Here is a 21,737-nt window from a genome sequence, read left to right on the forward strand (position 1 = left end):
GGTAACCCCTACCTCAAGGGCGCCCTAGGACCGCAGCGTTCAGCGTGACGAGATCCAAGGACACCTATCTGCAGGCCCGTTACAAGCGTCTGGCCGCCCACCGCGGCCCGCTCAAGGCACTCGTCGCTATCGAACACTCGATCATCACCGCGATCTGGCACATGCTCACCGACTACCGGCCCTACAACGAACTCGGCGGCTCCTACTTCACCCAGCGTGACCCCGAACGCGCCACCCGTCAGGCCATCAACCGGCTCAACCAACTCGGCTACACCGTCACCCTCAACCCGATCGAAGGCGCAGCCCGACCACCCCCGGCCAAGTGCCCGACGGCCACAACGACCGCCGGGTACACAACGCTGCCCAGCCCCACTCTGACCTGGACCTATTTACGCGTCAGATACCGGTGACTCCTCCTCTCGTGAACGAGGGGGAGGAGTCACGGTGTGCTTCCTTGCTGTTGCGGGTCGTCCCGCGGTGTGTGACTGGTTGGTGTTGCGTCCGGTGCGCTCCGGTCTTCGACCCGGGCCGGGTACGACCGGGCACCCCCAACCCGGACGCGGGGTGAGGCGGTCAACGCACCCAGGTGTCAGTGAGGGTCTGGACGGCGGAGCCGTCGAGGTCGGCGAGGGTGGTGGCGACGAAGTCGCGGGCCCACTGCGAGGTCTGGATACGGAAGGGCGGGCGGGCGGCGGTCAGGGCGTCGACGATCGGGGCGGCTGCCTCGGCCGGGGTCTGGGCGTTGCCGAACGACTGCCGGGTGCGGGCGAGGTAGGCCTCAAGCGCCGGGCTGTAGGGACCGGCGGCGGCGAGCAGCGTCGGGACGTCCAGGCCGAGATTGGCGACGAACTCGCTCGCCACCGCGCCCGGCTCGACCACGGTGACATCGACGCCGACGGTGGCGGCGACCGGCGCGAGGGACTGCATGAAGCCCTCGACGGCGAACTTGGCCGCGCAGTACGCCTCGTTGAAGGGCTGGCCGACGACGCCGCCGACGCTGGTGACGGTGATCAGCCGGCCCTTCGACGCACGCAGGTGCGGCAGGGCGGCCCGGGTCACCGCCACCACGCCGAAGAAGTTGACCTCCATGGCCGCGCGCACGTCCTCGACGCTGCTCTGCTCGATGGTGCCGACCTGGGCGGCGCCGGCGTTGTTGACCAGCGCGTCCAGGCGGCCGTGCTCGGCGACGACCTCGTCCAGGCAGCCGCTGATTCCGGCGGAGTCGGTCACGTCCAGGCGCTTGATCTGGATCCGGTCCGCGACACCCGCCTCGGCGGCGGCCTTGAGGAGGGCATCGGCCTTGCCGGTGTCGCGCATGGTGGCGATGGTCGTCCAGCCCGCCCGAGCGGTGCCGACGGCGGCGGCGAGGCCGATGCCGGAGGACGTACCGGTGATCAGAACAGTCTTCGGGGAGGTCATGAGGGTTTTCCTTGCCCTGGGAGCGCGACGGGCCGACACCCGTAACCGGGGAGTTCCCCGGTTACTCGCCAAGGTAAACGGAGAACTCCCCGGTTGTCCAGCTAGACTGGTCCCTGAGGAAGGGAGCAGCCTTGACCACCAAGCCGAGCGTGTTGCGCGCCGACGCCCGCCGCAACCGGGAGCGCATCCTCGAAGCGGCCGTGCACGCCTTCTCCGAGAAGGGCCCGGACGTCGCGATCGACACCATCGCCAAGGCCGCGGGCGTCGGCTCGGCCACCCTCTACCGCCACTTCCCGACACGCGAGGCGCTCGTCGAGGCCGCCTACCGCAACGAACTGGCCCGCGTCTGCGACAGCGCCACCAAGCTGCTCGCCGACAACCCGCCCGACCGGGCGATGCGCCTGTGGATGGACGACTTCATCGACTACCTGGCTGCCAAGCAGGGCATGGCGGACGCCCTGCGGGCCGCGGTCGCATCCGGCGCGGACCCGTTCGCCGAGACCCTCGACAAGCTCGGCACCGCGCTCGGCACCCTGCTGCACGCCGGCGCCGACGCCGGCCTCCTGCGCCCGGACGTCGACCCCTTCGACGTAGGCTTCAGCCTGGCCGGCGTCGCACTGATCACCAGCGCTCCCGACCAACGCGAACGGGCCGGCCGCCTCCTCGACCTCCTCCTCGACGGCCTCCGCTACGGAGCGGACGGACCAGCGCCCAGCTCATGACCCGTCCGGCCGCATTCACGGCCCGCACCGTCTGCCCCTACCAGTGAGCGCGACCGGGCCAGTCAGCAACCCTCCGCGATACGGATCGGTCCCACCGACTCCGGCGGGGGGGAAGCGTACGCGGTCTCACACAGATGTGAACTTCCGCCATCGAAGGCCGTGGTGACGCTCCACGACCCCGGGGTGTTGCACAAGAAACCGTTTGGCGCACCATGGCACTCCTGCTATGTTCGCGGAGGCCGTGCGAGAGAGCGAGGAGGTGGTACCCGTGAACGTATCGACATGGGTGCTCTCCTTGCGGGTCACGGTCGGGCGATAGGTCGTCCGGGAGCGCCGTTCAACAGCGCTCCCGAAAGGCACGACCATGTCCCTTCACTTCACTTCCGAACAGCACCTCGCCGACGGTGTCCTCGAACGCGAATTTACCCTCGGCGAGATCCCCGGCATCCTGTGGACGCCCACATCCCCGTCCGCACCGACACCGCTGATCCTGCTCGGCCACCCCGGCGGGCAGCACAGGATGTACCCCCGACTGATGGCGCGGGCCCGGCACGCCGCTGCGGATGGCTTCGCCGCGGCAACCATCGAGCTCCCCGGGAGTGGTGACCGGCCCCGTTGGGCCGCCGCCGAGCAGGCCCGCGCCGACCTGCGCCGGGCTGTGGAAGCCGGCGAGCCGGTCAGCAACGAGATCATCGACGTCCTCATCCTCCCGCTCGTCGACAGGGCGGTCCCGGAGTGGCAGGCCACCCTGGACGCCCTCCTGTCGCTTCCCGAGATCGGCGGTCCGGTCGGATACTCGGGGGGAGTGATCTCCATCGGGGTGCGCCTTGCGGTGGTCGAGCCGCGGATCGTGGCCGCCGGTCTCTTCGCCGGGAGTTTCGTGCCTCGCGCCATGTTCGAGGAGGCCCGCCGGGTCACCATTCCGCTGCACGTACTTCTCCAGTGGGACGACGAAGGGAACGACCGGCAGGCGGCCCTGGACCTGTTCGACGCCTTCGGCTCCAAGGAGAAGTCCCTGCACGCCAATATGGGCGGGCACACCGGTGTCCCGCAGTTCGCGGGCGAAGCCGCGGCCCAGTTCTTCAACCGGCACCTGAAGTGAGGCCGGGCCACCAGGCCATCATCAGCCGGTAGGCCGTGTGGGCCAGGATGCTGCTCGTCGAGGGCGGCTCCTGGCTCTCCTCTGATGTTCATGCCGCGGGCCTCTGCCAACTTGGCAGAGGCCGCCGCGTTGCCCAAGGCCATGAGCTGCTCGGCTTTTGCAGTGCTCGTGTGCTGCGAATGCTGCCTTGAAACGGGCCGAGACGCTCATGTCACGCCATGGGGGCCGAGCGGTTCTCCTGGCCCGCTTCCTGCCTGTGTGCCGCAGCCGAAGCGGGTACCGGAAGCGCGGCCGCGACCTCACCGCAGCGTGTTCTCACCCCTGGCGGCCCTGCTCTCGCACTTGTCGCTCCGACCGCAACCGGCGGCGCGCTGCTGTGGCCTGGTGCGGTTACCGGGACCCGGCTGAACAGGCACGGTGAGGAGGGGTCGGATGAGAGATGAAACCCACTCCCAGCGCACCGAAGGGGACAGAACGCCGGTCATCGGCACATCGTTGAGGTAGCCGTCAGGACGTAGCCATGGTCAGCGCCGTCTACGGACGTGCGGTGTCGGGCAGTCCCACGGACGGAATCCGGCGGCCGGACAATTCGCGGTCGAGTGGCAGAAGGGCATCGTGGCATCTCTCGGTTGCAACGGGCATCGCCACTCGGAGAGTTGCGCGATGGCCGCTCGCACATAAGCAGAGGCCAGGTCAAGATCCCTGGTACACCGCTCGGGTGACTGTCCGCGGTTGCCTCGGCCGAGGCAACCGCCTTCTGGAACGATCAGTTGGGCCAGATAGGCGGCTGCGGTGCGGAACAATCTGCTCCTCCTGTCCGTACTATCTCTACACACCAAGCCCTGTGCTGCGGTGCCGCCCATGTCGTCGTGCAGCACACGGGGGCCACTCCCCCTGGGCTCGCCGCGGCCGCCGCAGACCCGTTTCGGCCGCGACCTCGAGGAAAGGTCCGCATCATGCCCGAGAACACCACCACTTCGACGGAACTGACCTCGCAATACGCCGCCCAGGTCACCAGCGACCTCGAGCGCAACCTCAAAGAGCAGGAACGCATCAGCGGAGAAATCGCCGCGCTGCAGGAGCAATTGGCCACCTTGCAGCACGACTGCACCGTGCTGACGAACATGCAGCAGGCACTCGGCATCACTCACCACCCCGACAAGCCTGCCACCGCGCCCGAACAAGCCGCCGTGCCCGCTCCTCGCAAAGAGGCTGCCACGCGATCGAGTGGCGCCGCCCGTGCCAAGAAATCCAGCGGTGCTCCCAGCCGCGTACGAACGCGAAAGTCGGCCGGCAAGGCCCCGGTCGCAGCGACGCCAACGACACAGCCCTCGCTGGTCGAGCTGATCCGCCAACACCTCGCCGGGCAGAGCGAACCGCGTTCCACGGCCGAGGTCGCCGCTGCCCTTGACCAGGCCCACCCCGACCGTGGCATCAAGAACACCGTAGTGCGCACAACGCTGGAAAACCTCGTCGCCAGGGGCCAGGCACAGCGCACCAAGCAGGGCAACTCCGTCTACTACGTCGCGCCCGACACCGGCCGGCCCAGGCCCTCCGCCCCGACCGCATCGCAGCAGCAGCAGCAAGAAGAGGCTCAAGCTGAGGAAGCGCAGTAGCCGAGCCTAGGTTGGGAGCTCCCAGCGCTGATGTCGTCCCGGCACGGCTCGCCCTGGCGGCTGACGCCGACGGCCGTCAGAAATGCTTGGGTGGCGGCGACCTTGACCCGGCGATCTGGAGTGGTGGCGGATCAGCAAACTGTCTTCCCGGGGGCCGCGGGGCGCTGAGCGCGAGGCGGCGGCCGAGGTCGAAGGAAGCGGCCGACCGGACCGATTCGGGGCTGTGGCTCAACCTGGCGCACGCGGTGCTGGTGCCTCCCCTCCTGCCGCCCGCCGGCACTGGCCCTTTTCGCCGGGCTTGACGTGCTCGTCGGGGCGCAGGGTCGGTCGCATTGCCACCGAGCCTCGTCTTGTCGGCGGCGGAACTCGCAATCTGCCTGCTTACCTCGCCGTCAGTGCGGTGACCAGTTCGTCCAGTCCACTGCACCACAAGTCGAAGACGTCGGAACTCGTCGGAGGATCCCCAACAGGTCGCTGAACATACGCTGTCCGCATCCCGGCCGCCTGAGCTCCGCGAAGGTCCCAGGCGTGGGCGGCCACCATGAGCATGCGTTCCGGTGGGCATCCGGCGGTGTCGACGGCGAGCCGGTAGACCTCCGGCGCCGGCTTGTAGGCCAGGACGGCTTCGCTGGACAGGGCTTGGTGCCAGCGCAGCCCGGCATGTGCGTTGAGTCGCAGCAGGGCGGTGCGGCCGGCGTTGGAGAGCCCGAGCACGGGGAATTGCTTCGCCAGCCGTTCGAGTCCGGCGACAGAGTCGTCCCAGGGTGGCAGGCGCTGACCGGCTGTGGTCAGCCGGGCGATGGTCGCCGGATCGGCGAGTCCGGCACGGTCGGCCACCCGTTGAGCTGCCTCTCCATCGATGACCTCGGTGCTGGCGTACGCACGATGCCCTTGCGCGATGCGTTGCTGTTCAAGCTCTACATGCTGCTGCCACAAGGTGAGCATCTCGTCGACAGACGCGTCGTCGGACGCAGGCACGGCCTCGCGGATTGCGGCTCGAAGCCCGCTGGGTTCGTCGACCATTGTTCCGAGAACGTCGAAGACGACTGCTTCGATGTCCGAGATCTCGGGCATCCGGTCTCCTGTTCATGCTGGTGTGAACAGTTCAACGAGTGACGACCTTGCCCGAGGTATCGTCACCGGTCAAGGCGGTGATGTGAATGTCGCGTCCGTCAACGGCAACCAGACCCTCGAAGTCCGGCCGCCCACTCTTCGAACTCCTGTGCAAACGTGCCCCGTTGGCATGGGTCACTGATCATCGACGGAAGCCTGCCGAGCAAGGAACTCCTCGAACGCCGCCTTCTGCTTCCGATCCATGAAGGCTTGGCGGACATTGCGAGCCTGATCCCGGAGCCAGTGCGCCTCGTCGGGATCCAGTAGCTCGGCGACGACTACGCCCGCGCGAGCAACCGCCGTACGCGCTCCTGCGCGACGCCGAAAGAGCGTGAACGCACCGAATTCCGCTGGATGGGCCAGTTCCGCCTCCTCCGTCAGAGCCCGGCCCTCCTCCTCAACGCCACCCGTCGGGTAGGCAGTGGGCGCCCAATGCTCCCAGAGCGCCAGGATCGCAGCAGGCACCAGCACCACACGTTCGGCCACTTCACGCCCCTCCCACATGATTGTGACGGTGACAGGCTCGCCGACCACCTCGGCCAACCCAAGGACTCGCTCCATCTCGTCGTCGACCGCGTGACCCACCACTACATCAATCTCAATGCCCATGTTGCGTGAGGCTACTGGCCGCTTCCGACATGCCCATCCCGGTGACCGGCTCGTCCAGGCAGGCTGCGGAACCAACGTCGATGTCCACCTCGGCGGCTCGGGGGTCGTGTTGCCCAGACCATTGACGGTGCCGGGCCCTCCGGTCCCCCGCCGAGTGGATTGCAGAGCGCCACTCCTCAGGCAGTGACAACACCGCGCTGAACGATTTCGGCGCCTACGCCGTCTCAGAAACGGGTGGCACGGAGAGCAACTCCGACTTCACCGATGGCTGGAAGAACTACGGCCCCGAAGAAATCGCCGAATGCACCGGCTGAGCCGGACAGGGCCGGGCGCGTGCCACTGACCGGCGGGCCGACCCCCTACGCGTACGAGGTGACCCCGATGACCCGACCTCCGCACCGCCGCCACCGTCCCCACCCGCCCCGGGCCAACCGCGCGTGGTTCGCCATCATTGCGGTGCTCGTGGCCGCCTTGGTGGTGGGAGTCACCGGCTGCTCACAACCCGACGTCCGCAGCGGCGCACCCCCGCTGAAGCTGTGCGGGGTCACCTTCTGGAGCGGCGCCGAGGGCATCGGCACCACCCGGCTGAACACCTCCACCCGCGGGATGCCGACCGCTCCGGCCGACGACCGGCTCCCCGCCACGACCACCCGGGACGCGGTCGGTCCGCCGCCCCGCGTCGTCTCCGTCTCCTCCGACTGCTCACACGGCCGTACGGTCGTCGTCTCCCCGGCTTCCTCGGTGCGCATCCGCAAGGCGGCGAAGGACGGGGACGGCCACATCGTCGCCCTCTCCCTTGTCCCGGCGCAGCCCCGTACCCCTGCCAAGGTGCACATCTACGCCTACGACGGCAACCGCCCGACCGGCCAACTCCTCATAACGGTGGACTGACACACGCCGGGGTCCGTGACTGCGCCGAGGCGAGTCCCCCACGCCAGGTCATGCCGGCAGCAAAGCAGCACAGCCGCAGCGACTTCTTGAGCCCGGCGGACAGACCCTCGTGCTCCAGTTCGCCCAGCGCGCCTTCGACCTCCCCAAGGGACGCCCCCGAACGCTCGCCGGAGTGCTCCAAGGCGGCGTCCTGTCCACTGCTTGACGCCGTGTTCGATCAGCACATCGGCTGCAGTGCGAGCGACGGCGCGAGGTGGTCGCTGGTCCGGTCGGCGACCGACTCCCACACCCCCGGCAATGATCAGCCCGGCGTGGGACGATGACCGCCATGTCAGATCAGCTCTGGGGGTCCCTCATATCCTTGGGCGGCGTCGTCCTGGGCGGTTCGTTGTCCTACATGGTCCAGCACAGGACTCAGCTTTCGGCGGAACGTGCTGAACAGCGACGGCAGCAGATCGCCGTGTCGGAGACCCGGCGAGCGGAACGGCTGGCGCTGCTGGAGCGGTTCGTCGAGGTGGGGGCCGAAGCGGAACGCGCGGCGTTCAGCAGGCCGGCCGAGTGGGACGATTCCCACGACTGGTACCTGACCACCCGCGACGTCATGAACAGGTTATGGGTCGCCGAACGGCTCATCCGCATCCAGTTCCCCCTGCCTGTGCATGACGCGGCACGCGCATACTTCCTCGACCTCAACCGGACCGTATGGGAAGGCTTGCCCGACGGCGAGAGCGTGCGCGACTACCTGGAGGACAATCGGCTGGCGTTCCTCGACGCAGCTCGTGAGGTCATGGGTTAGTGCACGGCCCGCCTCCGAAGAGGATCCGCATTGCACGAATTTTTTCCAGGTTCGCACGCGACTCGTACCCCGCCTGCATGATGGGCGGGCGCCTCGGCGACCTTCTCCCGCCACGGCGACCTACCCGTGACCGCACAATAGGTCGTGTGGTCCACGTACCGATCGGTCGTCATCTGCTCCGCGCCAAGGATCTCGCGGACGCCCGCTACAGCGAGCCGCTCAGTGTCGCCGACATGGCGGCGGCCGCCGCGCTGTCCCCGGCCCACTTCAGCCGCTGCTTCAAGGCCGCGTTCGGTGAGTCGCCGCACCAGTATCTGCTGACCCGCCGCCTCGAACGGGCTGCCGCCCTGCTGCTTGCGACCGACTGGACGGTGGCCGCGGTCGGCGTCGCCGTCGGCGCGCAGAGCATCGGCTCGTTCACGACGAGTTTCCGCCGGATGTACGGGACGACGCCGCAGGCCTACCGGGCGGCTCATCCGCCCGCCGCACGGCATGTGCGCATCCCTCGCTGTGTGGCGATGGCCTATGCACGGCCGCAGCACCGCACGTTTCGAGAAGACACGACATCGTCGACTGCCTAGCGTCGTTCCCAGGCAATCGACCAAGGAGCGGCCATGGCCACGATCAAGATAGCGAATGCCCAGTTCTGGGTGCACGACCAGGACGAGGCGCTTGACTTCTACACCACCAAGCTCGGCTGGGAGGTCAGGGCCGACGTGACCATGGAGGCGTGGAGTTTCCGCTGGCTGTGTGTCGCTCCACCCGGCGGGGACGGCCCGGCGCTGGTGCTGATGCCCGTGCCGGGGCAGCCGATGCTGGACGAGGCGAGCAGTGCCCAGCTGTCCGATCTGGTGGCCAAGGGGGCGGGTGGCACGCTGTTCCTGGAGACCGACGACTGCAAGGCCGCCTATGACGAGCTGTCCGCCCGAGGCGTCGAGTTCAACGACCCGCCGACCGTGCAGCCGTACGGAATCGACACGTCTTTCCGCGACCCCTCGGGCAACAACATCCGGCTCACACAGGTACTGGAATTCGATCCGGAACGGCACTGAGCACGCCCAGGCTGTCGGCGGGGACATCAGGGACACGATCAGGGGGTACCCCTCAGGTGGAGGTCCATGATGTTCGAGGCAGGCGACATTCGTGAATGGCGTGGTCACGGCGTGGTCGACCCCCGCGGTCACAAGATCGGCACCCTGGAGGCCGTCTACGTCGACACCGCGACCGACCAGCCCTTCTTCGCGACGGTGGCGGTGGGTCTTCCGACCCGTCGGCGCCTGGTCTTCGTGCCGCTCTCCGGGGCGACCGTCGGACCGGGCTATCTCAAGATCGCCCACCCCAAGGACGTGGTGAAGAAGGCTCCCGCGATCGACACCGACGGCGAGTTGCCTGCCACGGACGAGCCGGGGATCTTCGCGCACTACGAACTCGACTACGCCCCGGGAGCAGGCGGTGAACGCCGTCTGGCCCGTCGCTGAGCCGCCGCCTAGAAGGCGATGACGCCACTGGAGCGCCGATGAGTCTGTTTCTGTTCCTCGTCCTTGTGGCCCTCGTGCTGGGCATCATCGGATTCGCCGCGCACGGTCTGTTCTATCTGCTGATCATCGGCGCCGTCGTACTGCTCGCCGACCTCACGTACGGCGCTGTGCGCTTCCGCCGGGGTGGCAGAAAGCACCGCCTGGCGCGCTGACGCAACAGCTCCGGGCGGCGACAGCTCCGGGCGACGACTGCCTGGTCAGATGCCGCCCAGGCGGCGCATGGCCTCCTCGTCCCAGGTCCGGGTGTCGCGCGGCTGGGTGTAGGGCTCGGCCTCGGGCGGAAGGCCGCCGGCGATGGCCCGCTGCCGCACGCTCTCGGCATCGAACTCCAGGCCCAGGAGGATCGCGAGGTTGCTGATCCACAACCAGACGAGGAAAACAATGACGCCGGCCATGGTGCCGTAGGTCTTGTTGTACGAGGCGAAGCCGGCGACGTAGAACGCAAATCCGGCGGAGGCGGCCAGCCAGATCACCAGGGCCAGCAGGCTGCCCGGCGTGATCCACCGGAAGCCCTTGACCTTGGCGTTCGGGGTGGCCCAGTACAGGATCGCGATCATGATGGTGACCAGCAACACCAGCACGGGCCACTTGGCGATCGACCACACCGTCAGCGCGGTGTCCCCGATGCCGAGCGCCTGCCCGGCCTGGTGGGCCAGCCCGCCGGTGAAGACCACGATCAGCGCGCTCATCACGGCCAGCACCATGAGCGCCACGGTCACACCGACACGCACCGGCAGGACCTTCCACACCGGTCGGCCCTCCGGCATTTCGTAGACGGCGTTCGCAGCACGAATGAAGGCGGCCACGTACCCGGATGCCGACCACACCGCCAGTACGATGCCGAGCAGCGCCATCACCGAACCGGTCCCGGCGTTGTTCTGCAGCTGCTCGACGGCCCGCGTGATGATGTCGCGTGCCGAGCCGGGAGCCAGCTGCCTGAGGTTGCTCAGGACCTTGTCGGTGGCCGACTTGCCGGTGATCCCCAGCAGGGAAACCAGCACCAGGAGGGCCGGGAACAAGGACAGCACGCCGTAGTAGGTCAGCGCCGCGGCCCGGTCCGCCAGCTCGTCGTCCTTGAACTCCTTCAGGCTGCCTTTGAGCACAGCGGCCCATGCCCCCTTCGGCAGCTTCGCCGGCGAGTCCGGAGCAGCCCGTTCGACCTCCCGGTCCGGTCCTGCCTCCTCCGGCGACGGCACCGGCGCCCGGGTTGCCGGGGCCTTGTCGTGGCCGTCCTGGTGTTTCCGGCCTGGGAGATGCAGCTTGGTCATACTCGCCGGGTATCCCCCCGGCGCCCGCTCAAGCCGACGCGCGCCCGCCGCGAACCGGGATCATGGAGGACGGCATCCCGCCGTGGCCGGTCGATCAGCTCGCGGGCCCGTTCTTCTCGGTTCGAGTCTTGGATCTGTCGGGTGGGTCCAGGGTGAATACGGTGATCCACTCGGCGTCCGCGGCGTGGTAGCCGAGGCCGGTCAGGGTCTCGGAGGCGGCGCGCATGTGCCCGGCGCCGTAGACGACGGCGATGGTGAACGGGCCCGTCCGTCCCGCGTAACCCCGGTCGAAGTCGGTCAGGGCCTTGGCCGGCAGGCGGTCGCGGCGCCTGAGAACCAGGTCGTCCAGGCCCGGCCAGAAGTCCGCCACGGCCTCCTCGCCCTCGCTCATCAGGTCCTCCACCGCGAGGTGCCGGGCGAGCCGGCGTCGCGTCCCCAGCAGCCGTCTGCCGACTGTCACGGCCGGCACGACCGTGGCCACCATCGCGCGTTCCTTGAGGGGCAGCCGCCGGAACCCCTCCTGGAATTGCGCACCGCTCATGTCGGGGCACACCACGGGCAGTCCGAGCGCCTCGAAGTCGATGTCCTGCACGACCAGTCCCAGGCGTTCATGACCGTCCAGCCGCTGGTACGACGCGACCAGGGAGTCGGCGCCTGGCGAGCCTTCCCCGACTCCTTCGGTGACCACCAGGTCGCAGCCGCGGCGCAACCGTGCCGCCACTTCCCGGTGGAAGTCGGTCTCCCCGAGGTGAACCACGGGGAAGAGCACAAAGGTCAGCCCCGTCTCCGGCCGAGTGAATCTGATGACGGCCGATCGCACCGCGGCCAGGCCGGTCACCTCGATGAACTGCACGTCCGCCCCCTTCGCGCCCGCCCTCCCCCACCACCACGCCGGGACCGCCTCGGAGGTTGCCAACGGCTCACTGTTGCGGACGGCCGGCAATGGGGACGCCGATGGCGGGCTGCTACCCCCGCTCGCCAGGCGTTGCCGACGGTTGGGCTGCGGTGGCGTGTTCCGTTTCCGTCGAGGCGTCTGCGGCGGAGGAAATGATCACCTCGGAGCGTCGGCCGCCCCGGTCCATGAGGCCGCCGGTGAAAGCGAGGCCGAGGCCGGCCACCGCGAGGGCGGCGCCGACGAGGTTGGGGGAAGCCCAGCCCCAGCCTGCCGAGATGGCCAGCCCGCCGAGCCAGGCGCCGCCCGCGTTGGCCAGGTTGAAGGCGGAGTGGTTGGAGGCCGCGGCCATCGTCGGCGCGTTCCTCGCCTTGGCCATGAGGAGCATCTGGACGGGCGTGGTGACGAAGGCTCCCATTGCACCGATGAAGGTGATCGTCGCCAGGGCGGGGACGGTGCTGTGGACAGTGAAGTAGAAGGTGACCAGCGCTGCGGCGAGCAGGGCGAGGCCTCCGTAGAGCGTCGGGCGCAGGGCGCGGTCCGTGAGGGGGCCTGCCATCAGGGTGCCGAGTGTCATGCCGACGCCGTACAGCGCGAGGACCAGGGTGGTCGAGGAGTCGGAGATGCCCGTGAGGTGCGTCAGCATCGGCACCAGGTAGCTGTAGACGGCGAAGAATCCGCCGAATCCCACCACGGCGGTGGCCAGGCCGATCGCGACCTGCCTGTTGCCCATGGCCCGCAGCTCGTGCCGGACGCCGGACTGGCTGCCTCGGGGCTGATGGGGGACGAAGAGGGCCAGCGCGGCGAGGGCGACGAGGCCGATGACGGCGACGGCACCGTAGGCGGACCTCCAGCCGAACTGCTGACCGAGAGCGGTGCCGGCCGGCACGCCGACGATGTTGGCGACGGTCAGTCCGAGAAACATCTTGGAGACGGCGCGGGCGGCGCGCTCGGGGGCGACCAGCCGGGAGGCGACGACCGCGCCGACGCCGAAGAGTGCGCCGTGCGGCAGCCCGGCCAGGAAACGCGCGGCGAACAGCAGACCGAAGTCGGGTGCGAGTGCGGACGCGACGTTGCCGACCACGAACAGGCCGGACAGGAGCAGCAGGAGCCGTTTGTGCGGTATGCGTGCACCCATGCCGGTCAGCACGGGGGCACCGACGACGACACCGAGCGCGTACGCCGACACGAGGTTGCCGGCGTGGGGCACCGACACACCGACGCCGTCGGCGATCTGGGGCAGCAGCCCCATCGTGGCGAATTCGGTGGTGCCGATGCCGAAGGCGACGACAGCCAGGGCCAGCAGAGCCAGAGGCATGGTGCGGGTGAACCTTTCAACGCAAGCAGTGCAGGGACGAGGGAGCGGAGAACCGCCGAGGTCGTCCAGATCCCACGGCCGGCCGCGTCGAGCACCATTGCCCTGCGCACCTCCCAAACAGGGCAAGCCCATGAACGGTGCAGCAGCGGCAGGACACCGCGCATTCCAAGATCGAGCCGCAGTCTGACGTGATCTACGTCATGCCAGTGCCGACCGGTCGGACAGCGACGTGTCGCGTCCGACCGGCCGGCACCGTGGCGTCGGTCAAACCGCCCGCGCCCGTTCGGGGGCGGCGTGCGGACTCAGCTTCAGCCGGTGTAGGCGGCGAAGATCTTCGCGAACTCGTAGGGCGACTGCGGGATGTTGGTGCACTGGTAGAGCGCGCCCGTGCAGGCATTGCGGTCCCGGGTGGCCTCCCAGAAGGCGAGCTCTCCCAGGTGCTTGCCCTGGGCGAAGGAGACCAGCTGGCGGGCGTCGGCCTGGTCGTAGATGTGGCCGTCGTCGTTCTGTCCGAGCATCGGTGTCACTCCGACCATCGCCCACAGCTGGGCGTCGGTCCTGCTCGGGTAGAGCGACTTCAGCTGGGTGAAGGTGCTCTGGACGGCCTGGACGGCGGCGTCGCCGTAGTCGACGCTGCGGTAGTAGTCCATCGCCATGACGTTCACCACGTCCAGGTCGACTCCGGCGTCGCGCGCCGACTGCACCACGTTCAGGCCGTCCGAGGTCAGCCCCTCCGGCAGGACGGGCAGCGTGAGCGAGATCCGCAGCCCCGGGTGGGCCTGCTGCAGGCGCGCCAGGGCCTGGGAGCGGCGGGCGACGGAGGCCGGGTCTGCGGTGGCCGCGCCCTCGATGTCGAAGTCGACGTACTTGAGGCTGTAGGCGGTCACCACCGCGTTGTACTCGGCGTACAGGGAGTCCACCGAGCCGCAGGCCTGGGCCAGTTCGATTCCGCTGGCGCCGCCGAAGGAGACCTTGACGTCTCCCCCGGCGGCCCGGATGGCGTCGATCTGGTCCTTGGCCCAGCCGTCGCGCGGGGCGTAGGCGTTGAACCACATCGCCTTGCAGCCGGAGGCGGTGATGAAGGCCATCGTGTAGTTCTTCACGCCGCTTGCGGAGGCCATGTCGGGCATGCTCGGCGTGGGCCACGCCCCCATGTCGATGTACGGGGCGGTGAACAGACCGCCGCTCGGCTGCTGACCACCGGCGGAGGTCGTGCCGCTGACGGCCGCGGAGTAGGCGGACACGTTGCCCGCGGCGTCGCGGGCCCGCACGCGGAAGGCGTAACTCGTGGCGGCCTGCAGGCCGGTGGCCGTGTAGGAGGTACCGGTCACGGTGACGGGCGTGCCGCCGTCGCGCGAGATCTCGTAGCCGGCGACGGATCCCGAGTCGTCGGTGGCGGCGCTCCAGCGCACGGTCAGGGAGGAGGCTGTCGCGGAGCCGACGGTCACTGCGGCCGGGACACTCGGCGGCGTGGTGTCGGTGCTCGAACCACCCGTGCAGGACGCCCCGTTGAGCTCGCAGCCGGTGGGTGTGCCGGTGCCGTTGGACACCCATCCGAAGGAAGCGGACGCACCCGGCGCCAAGGTGCCGTTGTACTCACGGTTCTTGAAGGTGTAGTGGTTGCCGCTCTGGGTGAGCAGTGCGTCCCAGTACGAACCGACGGTGGTGCCGGAAGGCAGGTCGAAGTCGACGCTCCAGCCCGACACGGTGGTGCTGCCGGCGTTCGTGATGGTGTATGCGCCCTGGTAACCGCCGTCCCACGTGGACGTCTTGGCGAAGGCGGCAGTGGGGGTCCCCGCGGCGGAAGCGGGTGGGGCCAGGACCAGGAGGAGCAGCCCGGTGAAAAGGGTGAGAAGTACCGATGGTCTTCGCATGTGCTGCCTCCACTGGGGGGTGGGCGCCGGGTTGACGCGTGAAGCGGCAGAGTTGGTCCATACCAATCCTCTGGCATGTACATACCGAGCGAGGGTCCGGCCGTCAAGCCATACGCCATGGGTCGGAACAACTGGAGGCATGCCGGGTGGACGCAAGGTCAAGTCGTTTCCGCTCCTGCCGGCCCTGGTCGCGGTCATCGGCGCCGCCCGCGGCCCCGGCGGCCTGGCCAAGCAGGTCATGGTCCCGGAAGCGGCGGACCGCCGCAGGGTGCCGCTGGAACGGGCAACCGGCCTGTCCGGCGTGACCGAGAGGCTCGCCTCCACCGTCGGCCCGGCGGCCGGCGGCTCCCTCGTGACGCTGCTCGGCCCGCTGACCGGGCTCGTCGCCAACGCGGGCTGCTTCGCCCCCGGATCGGTGATCATCGCACTGACTCTGCCCCGCGGCATGGGACCTGCGGTGGAAGAGGGTTCGTCGCATGCCGGTGAGGCGGGATCGGGCTACTGGCAGCGGTTCGGCGCGGGCTTCACCTTCCTGCGCGGCGAGCCGTTGCTGCTCACCGTGATCGTCATGGTGGGGATCACCGACCTCCTGGACGCGGAGCTCGCCACGGTGCTCATGCCCGTCTGGGCCAAAGCGTCCGGCAACGGGCCGACTGCCATCGGCCTGACGTGCAGCGACTGCCCCGCAGGGCGGTGTTCTTCACGGGGTTCCTGCTGGCCGGGGCACCGAGATTCCTGATGCTCGCCGTCGATGCCACTTTCGGGGGGTGCTGGCCGTCTTCGCGGTCAGTGGGTACGGGTCGGGCTTCCTCGACCCGGTGCCGGGGGCCGTCCTCTTCGAGCGGGTGCCGCGCCGGATGCTGGGGCGGGTCAACGCGCTCGGCGACTCGCTGGCCCGGGCCGGTATCCCTCTCGGCGGACTGCTCACCGGAGCGGCGGTGGCCTCCGTCGGACTCGTGCCGGTGCTGCTCGCCTGCGGGACCGTGTACTTCCTCACGACGGAACCTCACGGGACTGCGGGGCGCCCCCTTCCGCTTCCTGCCTCCCACGTGCCATGACCAGCCTCCGCCGTCCTCGCGGCGGGCATTAATCCGGCAGTACTGCTGTTCCCCCACCTGACGCCTGCCGCAGCAGCCCCGACCGGCGTCACCCCGGAACAGGCGAGAGCGGAACAGGCGACATGAGCGACACACAGACCGGCAACCGCATACGGGCCGCTGTACCGACTCCGGACAGCGATCTGCTCGAGCGGGTACGCCGGCACCGACGGCACACCCTGGAACTGCTGGCCGTCTGCGCCATCTGTCTCGTCCCCTGGACCGCGCTGCTGGCGGCGACGCTGCCCTCCGGGTACCGGGTCCATCACTGGCGCGTCACCTGGGTGGGGTTCGACGTCCTGCTCGTGGTCGCGATGGCGTCCACCGCGCTGCTCGGGTGGCTGCGGCACCGCGCCGTCATCGCGGCGGCGCTCGCAACGGCCCTGCTGTTGATCTGCGACGCGTGGTTCGACGTGTCTCTCGCCTTCGGCACCTCGGAGATCTGGCTGTCGGCGGCGCTTGCTGTGTTCGCCGAACTGCCTCTGGCCTTCTATCTGATCCGCCGGGTGATGGGGATGATCTCGTTGGTGCAGTGGCCCTCCGCCAAGGCCGAGGCGTGCAGCGACGAGCAGACCACCGACCTGGACACCTGAAGTATCCGCGGCACGGCGGCCGTCCGCTCCGCCGGGGTTCAGGCCGAGGGCTGGTGCACCCCCGGCGTCACCGTCTCGGGGTGCGGAGACGACGGCGCCACCCGCAGCAGGTGGGCCGCCCAGCCGGGCAGACGCCAGTTCCACGGGCCGAACAGCGAAACCAGCGACGGAACCAGCAACATCCGCACGATGGTCGCATCCAGCAGGATGCCGATGCCAAGGCCCGTCGCCAGCGTCTTCAGATCAGTGCCGGGGCCGGAGGCGAGCGCGGCGAAGGCGAGGAAGAGGATCAGCGCGGCGCTGGTGACCAGCCGGCCGGTGCGGCCGAGGCCCTCGACCACGGCGGCGTCGGTGGAGCGACCGGTGTCGTACTCCTCTCGGATGCGGGAGAGGATGAACACCTCGTAGTCCATGGACAGTCCGAACAGGAACGCGAAGACCATCAGCGGGATCCAGAAGGTGATCGCGCCGGTGGCCGCGATGCCGAAGACGGCGTCGGAGCCGTGACCGTCCTGCCAGAAGATCACCATCAGGCCGAGGGTCGCCGCGAGGGAGATCAGGTTCAGCAGGACCGCCTTCAGCGGCAGCAGCAGGGAGCGGAAGGCGCGCACCAGCAGGACGTACGTCAGCAGCGCGATGATGGTGAGCATCAGCGGGAAGTTGCCGTAGACGGCATGCATGAAGTCGATCTGTGCCGCGCCGATGCCGGCGACGCCGAGGACGCCGGGCAGGCCGTCCGCGGCGGTCTTGACCCGTTTGACCACGCCCACGCTCTTGGAGTTCACGGTCTCGTGGTCGGGGATGACGACGACGATGCTCTGCCCGGCGCGGTTGCCGGCCGGCCCGGACGGCACGAACACGCTGCTCACACCGTCGATGCCGGCGAGCTTGGCGGCGGCCGTGCGGGCCTGGTCGGTACGGACCAGGACCTCCATGGGGGTCAGGGTGCCGGTCGGCACACCGCCGCGTTCCAGGGTCTGCAGGGTCTCGTAGGCCGGGCCGTTCTTGGCCAGTGACTCGGAGGACGCGAGACCGATCTTGATGCCGAGGAAGACTCCGGTCAGAGCGAAGAGTGCGGCCAGCGCGCCGACGGCGGCGATCCAGCGGCGTCGTACGACAGCAGTGGTCCACCGGCTCCAGAAGCGGCTCGCCCGGTTCTCGTGCCGGATCTTCGGCCAGTCGACCTTGGGTCCGATACCGCCCAGGATCGCCGGGGTGAGCGTGAGCGTCGTCAGCACGCTGGCCAGTGGGATGAGCGCTCCGCCGTAGCCCATGCTCCGCATGAACGGGACCGGCAGGACCACCAGCGCCAGCAGCCCGATCGCGACGGTGACGCCGCTGAACAGCACCGCGTGCCCGGCGCGTTCCATCGCGACGACGACCGCGTCGTGGTTCTCCCGGCCGTGGTCGCGCTCCTCGCGCCAGCGGGTGACGAACAGCAGTGAGTAGTCGATCGCCACGCCCAGGCCGATGAGGGCGACCAGGAACTGCACGATGAACGACACATCGGTCGCATAGGTGAGCGGCAGCAGCATCACGAAGGTCGCGAGGATCGACACCGCGGCCACCACCAGCGGCAGCAGGGCCAGGAAGGACGCGAACACGAAGGCGAGTACGGCCAGAGCGCCGACGGCGCCGAGAAGTGTCTCCCCTAGGACGCCCGGCCCGCCGCCGTTGTTGCCACCGGAGGCCAGCACGTCCTCCCCCGTCACGCTCACCGCAGACCCCGTCGGCACGGCGTGCTGCACCGCCGACCGGATGGGATCGGTCAGCAGCTTCTGGCTGGGTGACGGGTTGAACCGGTAGAACACCAGGGCGTAGGCCGTGCGGTCGTCCTTCGTCCGGAACGCCTTGTCCCCGGTGTTCGCCTCGTCGATCACCCGCAGGCCGGGGACGGCTGTGCCGGCGGACGCGAAAGCCCGCCCGACGTCCCTCTCGTGACCGGTGATCGTCTGCCCTGCGGGGAGTGTGACCGAGACCAGATAGGGGTTCGTGTCGCCGCCGCTGCCGAAGGCGCGCTCGATGCGGTGGGCCGTCACCGTGCCGGGCTGGCCCGGCAGGGAGAAGTCGATCGTCAGCCGGTTCGTCGTCCGGCCGGCCAGGAGGATGCCGGCGACGAGCACCAGGCCCCAGAACCCCACAACCGCCTTGCGATGCCGCAGAACGAACTCGGCCCACCGTCGCATGCCCGGACCTTCCCCACGTTTAGGTTGCGGGAGTTTAGCGCTATGCCCCCTTCCTTCACTATCAGGAGAATCGACGAAGTTTGATGCGATCCGGTGCCGTGTCCCCCAGAGCGTGAGGGCTGCCCGCGCCGGAGAAGATCACGCCGGGGCCCGTCTCGGCCCAGGTGTCGTAGTCCGCTCGACGCCCACGGGTCCACAACTGCGCGTTGATCACCGAGGAGTCGCCGACCGCCTTCCCGCGCGGGACCGAAATGGTGCGATCGGCGAGGACGCGCTGCGGCACCGTCGCGAAGTTCCAGTCCAGGTCTGAGCCGAAGAGGCGCGGGAAGAGGATCCGCGCCTGAATTTCGGGCGGGTCTCCGGACTCCCCGTACCAGCCTCGATCAGGAGCACCCGCGCTGAGCCGGTCGGCGAGCACGCATCCCGCCGAGCCGGCCCCGACGATCATGTAGCCCCACTCTCTCACTTCTCAACCGCCTCTGGCGTTGGCGCCTGCACCCGTGGTCGTGATCACACCCCAGGTCGTGCTCTTCCGGCAGAGGTTCTCGGCCAGGCAACTCCTTACCTTGTGCAGTGACGTTTCGATGTGCGGCGGCAGGTGCGACAGCAGCCGTAGACTGCCGCGCATCCGCGGTGGTGTGGGACAGAAACCGGGCCGTTCCGGCCCTCGCGGTCGGCCCGGTGAGCGGTAGAGGCGGGCGTGGTTCAGCGTCCGGCGGGCACACCGTCCTTGCCGGCGGACGCCGGTACTCGTGCGTCTGCGGCGGCCGTGGTCTCCCGGCTTCGCAGGACGTGACGGAGCACGGCCAGACCGGCCAGAAGTGCGACCAGGCCGCACACGCCGCTCCAGCCCAAAGCGGAGTAGGCACGGACACCGAGCCACGAACCGGCGCTGCCGCCCAAGAAGGCGCAGGTCATGTATGCGGTGTTGAGCCGCGCTCGGGCCTCCGGTCGCAGAGCGAAGATGCGGGCCTGGTTGGCTACCTGACCGGACTGCATGGCCACGTCGAGCAGCAGCATCCCCGCGCCCAGGCCCACCAGTCCGACGGCGCCGCCCAGGCGACCGGTGAGCAGCAGCGCCCCCGCCGCGATGGCGCCCAGCATGCACACCAGGTTCACGGCGTCGGGGCCGCGCCGGTCGGTGCGCCGGCCGGCGATGGGCGTGGCAAACATGCTGGCCGCACCGACCAGGGCGAGCATGCCCACGGCCGGGGTGCCCAGATCGTAGTGCGGGCCGGTGATGAACAGGGCGAGCGCGGTCCAGGCGGCGTTGAACGCGGCGAACACCAGGATCTGGTACTGGCACGAGCGGCGCAGCAGCGGTTCGGTGCGCAACAGGTGCAGGGAGGCCGCCAGGAGCGCCGGGTAGCGCTGGTCGGTGCTCGGCGTCGTGTGCGGGAGGGCGGCGGCCAGCGCGAGGGTGAGGATCAGCACCATGACTGCGGCGACGAGGTAGGGGGCGCGCCAGCCCAGCCATTCGCCGAGGGTGCCCGAGAAGGTGCGGGCCAACAGGATCCCGCCGATCAGGCCGGAGAGCAGGGTTCCGGTGACTGCGCCGCGGCGCTCCGGGTCGGTCAGGCCGGCCGCCATGGGGATGAGGATCTGCGGGACGACCGTGGTCAGGCCGACCAGGGCGCTGGCGACGGCGAGGACGGGCAGGGAGGTGGCCGTCCCGGCGAGCACGAGTCCCGCGCAGGTCACCAGCAGAAGGGCGGTCACCAGTCCGCGGTGGCGGAGCCGGTCGCCGAGAGGGACCAGCAGGAAGATGCCTGCGGCGTAGCCGAGCTGGGCGCAGGTGACGACCATGGCCGCGGAGGTGGGGCGCACACGCAGGTCGTCGGCTATCAGCGGGCTGATCGCCTGGGGGAAGTAGATGTTGGCCACCGCGATGCCGCAGGCGACGGAGAGGAGCAGGATCAGGGGCCGGCTCAACTCCGGCGGCGCAGTGGAGGAAACGCGTGGAGCCACGAGACACACCTCGGCCAGGGGAGGAAGGAAGGTACGAGAGGGGGAAATGGCGACTCACCACCAGGAACCGGTTTAACCGGTTCCTTCAACGTACCAGTTAAACCGGTTCCCCAGTAGGCTGTTTCGCATGGCTGCCTCCCCCGCACCGCCGGTCTCCCGCTTCCGCAGTGGCTCCGGACGGCTCTGCCTGGACTTCATGCGCACCCTGCGGCTGCGCGGCTTGGACGGTGTCACCGAGGAGCTGGACACCCCCGAGGCCCTGTCCGCCTGGGTCGTCCAACTGGGGCCGTACCCTGACGGCACCGTCGTCCCGGACCCGTCTCAGGCCGTGTTGCACCAGGCGCGGGAGGTGCGGGAGGCCGTGCATGCGCTCCTGACGGCGGCCCGTGGCGACAGCGGCCCCGCCGGATGCCCTGCGGACGACCGTGCGCGGCTGAACCAGGCGGCCGGCGCGATGCCGCCGGTGCCAGTGCTCGACGCGCACGGCACGCTGACCTACACCGCGGCCGACCCGGTCGGCGCGGTTCTCGCCGACATCGCCCGCGATGCGCTGACCCTGGCGACGTCCCCCGCCCTGGAGCGGGTCCGCGCCTGCGCCGGGCCGACCTGCGCCGCCTGGTTCCTCGACACGTCCCGCCCGGGCAACCGGCGCTGGTGCTCCATGGACACCTGCGGGAACCAGGCCAAGAAGACCACGTGGCGGACCAAGCACGCGTCGGGGACGAGTTCCTGAAC

22 protein-coding genes and 1 pseudogene are annotated in these 21,737 nt (G+C 69.3%); 13 read left to right on the plus strand and 10 right to left on the minus strand.

Going from position 1 to position 21,737, the window contains the following annotated elements; genetic code table 11:
- The first annotated feature begins 44 nt into the window (after positions 1–44).
- Positions 45–410 carry a hypothetical protein gene (locus tag AB0N07_RS38560; protein ID WP_365843437.1) on the plus strand — a complete coding sequence of 122 codons (366 nt, stop codon included), beginning with the start codon at positions 45–47 and terminating at the stop codon, positions 408–410.
- A gap of 163 nt (positions 411–573) precedes the next feature.
- On the opposite strand, the gene AB0N07_RS38565 is transcribed toward AB0N07_RS38560, so the two are convergent.
- Entirely contained in the window at positions 574–1,419 is an 846-nt protein-coding gene (locus AB0N07_RS38565; RefSeq protein WP_365843439.1) for an SDR family oxidoreductase, read from the minus strand.
- A 131-nt stretch (positions 1,420–1,550) separates the two neighbouring features.
- Here AB0N07_RS38565 and AB0N07_RS38570 point away from each other — a divergent pair, with 131 nt between their 5' ends.
- From AB0N07_RS38570 to AB0N07_RS38580, 3 genes are all read left to right on the plus strand, one after another.
- Positions 1,551–2,141 (plus strand): TetR/AcrR family transcriptional regulator, encoded by a 591-nt coding sequence (locus AB0N07_RS38570; RefSeq protein WP_365843441.1) that lies wholly within the window; start codon positions 1,551–1,553, stop codon positions 2,139–2,141.
- A gap of 364 nt (positions 2,142–2,505) precedes the next feature.
- Positions 2,506–3,243: an alpha/beta hydrolase gene (locus AB0N07_RS38575; protein ID WP_365843443.1), complete on the plus strand. Its 738-nt coding sequence runs from the start codon at positions 2,506–2,508 to the stop codon at positions 3,241–3,243.
- Positions 3,244–4,199: 956 nt separating this feature from the next.
- Positions 4,200–4,859 carry a hypothetical protein gene (locus AB0N07_RS38580; protein ID WP_365843445.1) on the plus strand — a complete coding sequence of 220 codons (660 nt, stop codon included), beginning with the start codon at positions 4,200–4,202 and terminating at the stop codon, positions 4,857–4,859.
- Between the two features lie 381 nt (positions 4,860–5,240).
- Here the strand turns inward: AB0N07_RS38580 and AB0N07_RS38585 are convergent, their stop codons facing one another.
- Positions 5,241–5,933, minus strand: a complete 693-nt coding sequence (locus AB0N07_RS38585; protein ID WP_365843447.1) for a haloacid dehalogenase type II — start codon at positions 5,931–5,933, stop codon at positions 5,241–5,243.
- A gap of 174 nt (positions 5,934–6,107) precedes the next feature.
- The gene (locus AB0N07_RS38590; protein WP_365843449.1) at positions 6,108–6,581 is read right to left on the minus strand and encodes a hypothetical protein; all 474 of its coding nucleotides are present in this window, start codon (positions 6,579–6,581) and stop codon (positions 6,108–6,110) included.
- A gap of 381 nt (positions 6,582–6,962) precedes the next feature.
- On the opposite strand from AB0N07_RS38590, the gene AB0N07_RS38595 reads away from it, so the two are divergent.
- The 6 genes from AB0N07_RS38595 (at position 6,963) to AB0N07_RS38620 (ending at position 9,958) form a co-directional block, all read left to right on the plus strand.
- Entirely contained in the window at positions 6,963–7,472 is a 510-nt protein-coding gene (locus tag AB0N07_RS38595; RefSeq protein WP_365843451.1) for a hypothetical protein, read from the plus strand.
- Positions 7,473–7,791: 319 nt separating this feature from the next.
- Positions 7,792–8,268 (plus strand): hypothetical protein, encoded by a 477-nt coding sequence (locus AB0N07_RS38600; RefSeq protein ID WP_365843453.1) that lies wholly within the window; start codon positions 7,792–7,794, stop codon positions 8,266–8,268.
- Between the two features lie 146 nt (positions 8,269–8,414).
- Entirely contained in the window at positions 8,415–8,849 is a 435-nt protein-coding gene (locus AB0N07_RS38605) for an AraC family transcriptional regulator (protein WP_365843455.1), read from the plus strand.
- 33 nt (positions 8,850–8,882) lie between these two features.
- Complete coding sequence (locus tag AB0N07_RS38610) at positions 8,883–9,320, plus strand: VOC family protein (RefSeq protein WP_365843457.1); 438 nt, start codon at positions 8,883–8,885, stop codon at positions 9,318–9,320.
- Positions 9,321–9,389: 69 nt separating this feature from the next.
- On the plus strand, positions 9,390–9,746 hold the full coding sequence (locus AB0N07_RS38615) for a PRC-barrel domain-containing protein (RefSeq protein ID WP_365843495.1): 357 nt from the start codon (positions 9,390–9,392) through the stop codon (positions 9,744–9,746).
- A gap of 38 nt (positions 9,747–9,784) precedes the next feature.
- Positions 9,785–9,958 carry a hypothetical protein gene (locus tag AB0N07_RS38620; protein ID WP_181922664.1) on the plus strand — a complete coding sequence of 58 codons (174 nt, stop codon included), beginning with the start codon at positions 9,785–9,787 and terminating at the stop codon, positions 9,956–9,958.
- A 45-nt stretch (positions 9,959–10,003) separates the two neighbouring features.
- Here the strand turns inward: AB0N07_RS38620 and AB0N07_RS38625 are convergent, their stop codons facing one another.
- The 4 genes from AB0N07_RS38625 to AB0N07_RS38640 form a co-directional block, all read right to left on the minus strand.
- A complete protein-coding gene (locus AB0N07_RS38625; RefSeq protein ID WP_365843459.1) occupies positions 10,004–11,074 on the minus strand; it encodes a YihY/virulence factor BrkB family protein in 1,071 nt (356 codons plus the stop codon).
- Positions 11,075–11,168: 94 nt separating this feature from the next.
- Positions 11,169–11,990: a hypothetical protein gene (locus AB0N07_RS38630; RefSeq protein ID WP_365843461.1), complete on the minus strand. Its 822-nt coding sequence runs from the start codon at positions 11,988–11,990 to the stop codon at positions 11,169–11,171.
- 49 nt (positions 11,991–12,039) lie between these two features.
- On the minus strand, positions 12,040–13,284 hold the full coding sequence (locus AB0N07_RS38635) for an MFS transporter (protein ID WP_365843463.1): 1,245 nt from the start codon (positions 13,282–13,284) through the stop codon (positions 12,040–12,042).
- Between the two features lie 308 nt (positions 13,285–13,592).
- Positions 13,593–15,158 carry a cellulose binding domain-containing protein gene (locus AB0N07_RS38640; RefSeq protein ID WP_365843465.1) on the minus strand — a complete coding sequence of 522 codons (1,566 nt, stop codon included), beginning with the start codon at positions 15,156–15,158 and terminating at the stop codon, positions 13,593–13,595.
- A 163-nt stretch (positions 15,159–15,321) separates the two neighbouring features.
- Here AB0N07_RS38640 and AB0N07_RS38645 point away from each other — a divergent pair.
- Together AB0N07_RS38645 and AB0N07_RS38650 are read left to right on the plus strand one after the other, a co-directional pair.
- Positions 15,322–16,159: pseudogene (locus AB0N07_RS38645) on the plus strand (MFS transporter); the annotation flags it as partial.
- A 179-nt stretch (positions 16,160–16,338) separates the two neighbouring features.
- Entirely contained in the window at positions 16,339–16,848 is a 510-nt protein-coding gene (locus AB0N07_RS38650) for a hypothetical protein (protein WP_365843467.1), read from the plus strand.
- 38 nt (positions 16,849–16,886) lie between these two features.
- Here AB0N07_RS38650 and AB0N07_RS38655 read toward each other — a convergent pair whose 3' ends face one another.
- The 3 genes from AB0N07_RS38655 to AB0N07_RS38665 form a co-directional block, all read right to left on the minus strand.
- Positions 16,887–19,034 (minus strand): MMPL family transporter, encoded by a 2,148-nt coding sequence (locus AB0N07_RS38655; protein ID WP_365843469.1) that lies wholly within the window; start codon positions 19,032–19,034, stop codon positions 16,887–16,889.
- 61 nt (positions 19,035–19,095) lie between these two features.
- Entirely contained in the window at positions 19,096–19,482 is a 387-nt protein-coding gene (locus AB0N07_RS38660) for a GMC family oxidoreductase N-terminal domain-containing protein (RefSeq protein WP_365843471.1), read from the minus strand.
- A gap of 257 nt (positions 19,483–19,739) precedes the next feature.
- The gene (locus tag AB0N07_RS38665) at positions 19,740–21,002 is read right to left on the minus strand and encodes an MFS transporter (protein ID WP_365843473.1); all 1,263 of its coding nucleotides are present in this window, start codon (positions 21,000–21,002) and stop codon (positions 19,740–19,742) included.
- A 127-nt stretch (positions 21,003–21,129) separates the two neighbouring features.
- On the opposite strand from AB0N07_RS38665, the gene AB0N07_RS38670 reads away from it, so the two are divergent.
- A complete protein-coding gene (locus AB0N07_RS38670; RefSeq protein ID WP_365843475.1) occupies positions 21,130–21,735 on the plus strand; it encodes an ABATE domain-containing protein in 606 nt (201 codons plus the stop codon).
- Positions 21,736–21,737: the final 2 nt, after the last annotated feature.

This window comes from Streptomyces sp. NPDC051172, from assembly GCF_040682555.1.
Lineage (GTDB): Bacteria > Actinomycetota > Actinomycetes > Streptomycetales > Streptomycetaceae > Streptomyces.

Excerpts from the sequence above, each read along its gene's own strand:
- AB0N07_RS38575 (WP_365843443.1), top strand. The coding sequence starts at position 2,506 with ATGTCCCTTCACTTCACTTCCGAACAGCACCTCGCCGACGGTGTCCTC.
- AB0N07_RS38635 (WP_365843463.1), bottom strand. The coding sequence starts at position 13,284 with ATGCCTCTGGCTCTGCTGGCCCTGGCTGTCGTCGCCTTCGGCATCGGC.
- AB0N07_RS38580 (WP_365843445.1), top strand. The coding sequence starts at position 4,200 with ATGCCCGAGAACACCACCACTTCGACGGAACTGACCTCGCAATACGCC.
- AB0N07_RS38660 (WP_365843471.1), bottom strand. The coding sequence starts at position 19,482 with ATGATCGTCGGGGCCGGCTCGGCGGGATGCGTGCTCGCCGACCGGCTC.
- AB0N07_RS38620 (WP_181922664.1), top strand. The coding sequence starts at position 9,785 with ATGAGTCTGTTTCTGTTCCTCGTCCTTGTGGCCCTCGTGCTGGGCATC.
- AB0N07_RS38565 (WP_365843439.1), bottom strand. The coding sequence starts at position 1,419 with ATGACCTCCCCGAAGACTGTTCTGATCACCGGTACGTCCTCCGGCATC.
- AB0N07_RS38650 (WP_365843467.1), top strand. The coding sequence starts at position 16,339 with ATGAGCGACACACAGACCGGCAACCGCATACGGGCCGCTGTACCGACT.
- AB0N07_RS38585 (WP_365843447.1), bottom strand. The coding sequence starts at position 5,933 with ATGCCCGAGATCTCGGACATCGAAGCAGTCGTCTTCGACGTTCTCGGA.
- AB0N07_RS38600 (WP_365843453.1), top strand. The coding sequence starts at position 7,792 with ATGACCGCCATGTCAGATCAGCTCTGGGGGTCCCTCATATCCTTGGGC.
- AB0N07_RS38640 (WP_365843465.1), bottom strand. The coding sequence starts at position 15,158 with ATGCGAAGACCATCGGTACTTCTCACCCTTTTCACCGGGCTGCTCCTC.
- AB0N07_RS38610 (WP_365843457.1), top strand. The coding sequence starts at position 8,883 with ATGGCCACGATCAAGATAGCGAATGCCCAGTTCTGGGTGCACGACCAG.
- AB0N07_RS38670 (WP_365843475.1), top strand. The coding sequence starts at position 21,130 with ATGGCTGCCTCCCCCGCACCGCCGGTCTCCCGCTTCCGCAGTGGCTCC.
- AB0N07_RS38655 (WP_365843469.1), bottom strand. The coding sequence starts at position 19,034 with ATGCGACGGTGGGCCGAGTTCGTTCTGCGGCATCGCAAGGCGGTTGTG.
- AB0N07_RS38590 (WP_365843449.1), bottom strand. The coding sequence starts at position 6,581 with ATGGGCATTGAGATTGATGTAGTGGTGGGTCACGCGGTCGACGACGAG.
- AB0N07_RS38615 (WP_365843495.1), top strand. The coding sequence starts at position 9,390 with ATGTTCGAGGCAGGCGACATTCGTGAATGGCGTGGTCACGGCGTGGTC.
- AB0N07_RS38595 (WP_365843451.1), top strand. The coding sequence starts at position 6,963 with ATGACCCGACCTCCGCACCGCCGCCACCGTCCCCACCCGCCCCGGGCC.
- AB0N07_RS38625 (WP_365843459.1), bottom strand. The coding sequence starts at position 11,074 with ATGACCAAGCTGCATCTCCCAGGCCGGAAACACCAGGACGGCCACGAC.